We start from the raw sequence: 1,741 nt of genomic DNA, 5'->3' as shown, positions 1-1,741 counted from the left end.
GGCGAAAGCAGGCTTTCGCACATCGGTTGACTCCTGCGGTTACTCGTCGCAAAGGAAACCTTGCTTCCAGCGCCGGTGTCGAGCTAAAGTGGCGCATTCAACTTGGGTCCACAGGATGTGGGTCATGAAGGTGTTGCCGCAAGGACGCGGCGAACTTAGCCTTCGTTCCACTTATTTCCCTAAACAGAATTGGGAGAACAGTTGGTCRATCAAACTTTCTTCTACTGTATCTCCAGTAATTTCACCTAAAATTTCCCACGTTCTGGTGACATCGATTTGGATCATATCGATTGGCACGGCAGCATGGGCTGCGTCTATTGCATCTTCAATCGTTTGTTTTGCCTGGTGCAATAAAGCAATGTGACGAGCATTTGAGACATACGTCAAATCACCACTTTCCAGAGATCCTTCAAAGAATAATGAAGCAATTGCTTCCTCTAGCTGATCCACTCCTTCTTCTTGTAATAAAGAAGTGGTCACGATTTTTCGGTTCCCTGCAAGTTCTTCTACACGTTGACTATCGATTTTCTTCTCTAAATCGGTTTTATTGATTACCACAATAAAGTCCATGCCTTCGATTGCTTCAAATAAACGCTCATCCTCAGGTGTTAGMTCGTCCGAATGGTTCAGTACCAAAAGAATCAAATCAGCTTGTTTAAGAACTTGTCTGGAGCGTTCTACACCGATTCGTTCAACAATGTCTTCTGTTTCCCGAATCCCGGCAGTATCAATGAGCTTTAACGGTACGCCACGGACATTTACATACTCTTCAATAATGTCACGTGTTGTCCCCGCTACATCGGTAACAATCGCTTTATTTTCTTGCACTAAACTATTTAATAAAGAGGACTTCCCTACATTCGGTCGACCGATAATGACAGTAGATAAGCCTTCTCTTAATATTTTCCCTTGAGATGAAGTACGCAATAACCCTTCAATTTCTTGTTTCACCCAAGATGACTTTTCAATAATCATGGGCAATGTCATTTCTTCCACATCATCATACTCTGGATAGTCGATGTTCACTTCTACCTGTGCCAAAGTTTCTAACAATGCTTGTCGCAAACTGGCAATGAGTCGTGATAATTTTCCATCCATTTGACCTAGTGCAACATTCATTGCACGATCGGTCTTGGCACGAATTAAATCCATAACAGCTTCTGCTTGAGATAAGTCGATACGTCCATTTAAAAATGCACGTTTCGTGAATTCTCCCGGCTCCGCTAATCGAGCACCATGTCTCAGTACTAACTGCAACACTCGATTTACGGTAACGATACCTCCGTGACAATTTATTTCAACTACGTCTTCTCGTGTAAAGGTTTTTGGACCTTTCATTAAAGACAACATGACTTCTTCTACTACGTCGCCTGATTCAGGCTCTATTAAATGTCCATAATGGATCGTGTGTGATGCTTGACTACTTAATTTTTTTTCTTCAGGCGAACGAAAAATTTGATCAGCTATGGAAACTGCTTCTGATCCACTTAATCGCACAATCGCAATTGCTCCTTCACCCATTGGTGTGGATATCGCAGTAATCGTATCGAATTCCATGATCGCCCACCTCCTGTCTACTAGTTATCCACATGTGGATAACTGAAAAAACGGTCATGATTCTCTAACATACAACAATAGCATAAAATCACTAAAATCGAAAGTCGCAAACGTCATTTCGACAACAAGAAAACGGACCTTTTCGTCAAGTGACGTCAAGGTCCGCTGTCCATTACTTTAATGG

Annotated in this window: 1 protein-coding gene; it reads right to left on the bottom strand. The window is 42.2% G+C overall.

Annotation, left to right across the window (positions count from 1 at the left end; translation table 11 throughout):
• Positions 1–171: 171 nt before the first annotated feature.
• Positions 172–1,557 (bottom strand): tRNA uridine-5-carboxymethylaminomethyl(34) synthesis GTPase MnmE, encoded by a 1,386-nt coding sequence (mnmE, locus tag AC1DSB_RS18865; RefSeq protein ID WP_477587371.1) that lies wholly within the window; start codon positions 1,555–1,557, stop codon positions 172–174.
• Positions 1,558–1,741: the final 184 nt, after the last annotated feature.

This window comes from Paenisporosarcina sp. P4_E4_2 (assembly GCF_056401595.1).
This window is presented reverse-complemented; position numbering and strand designations above follow the sequence as displayed.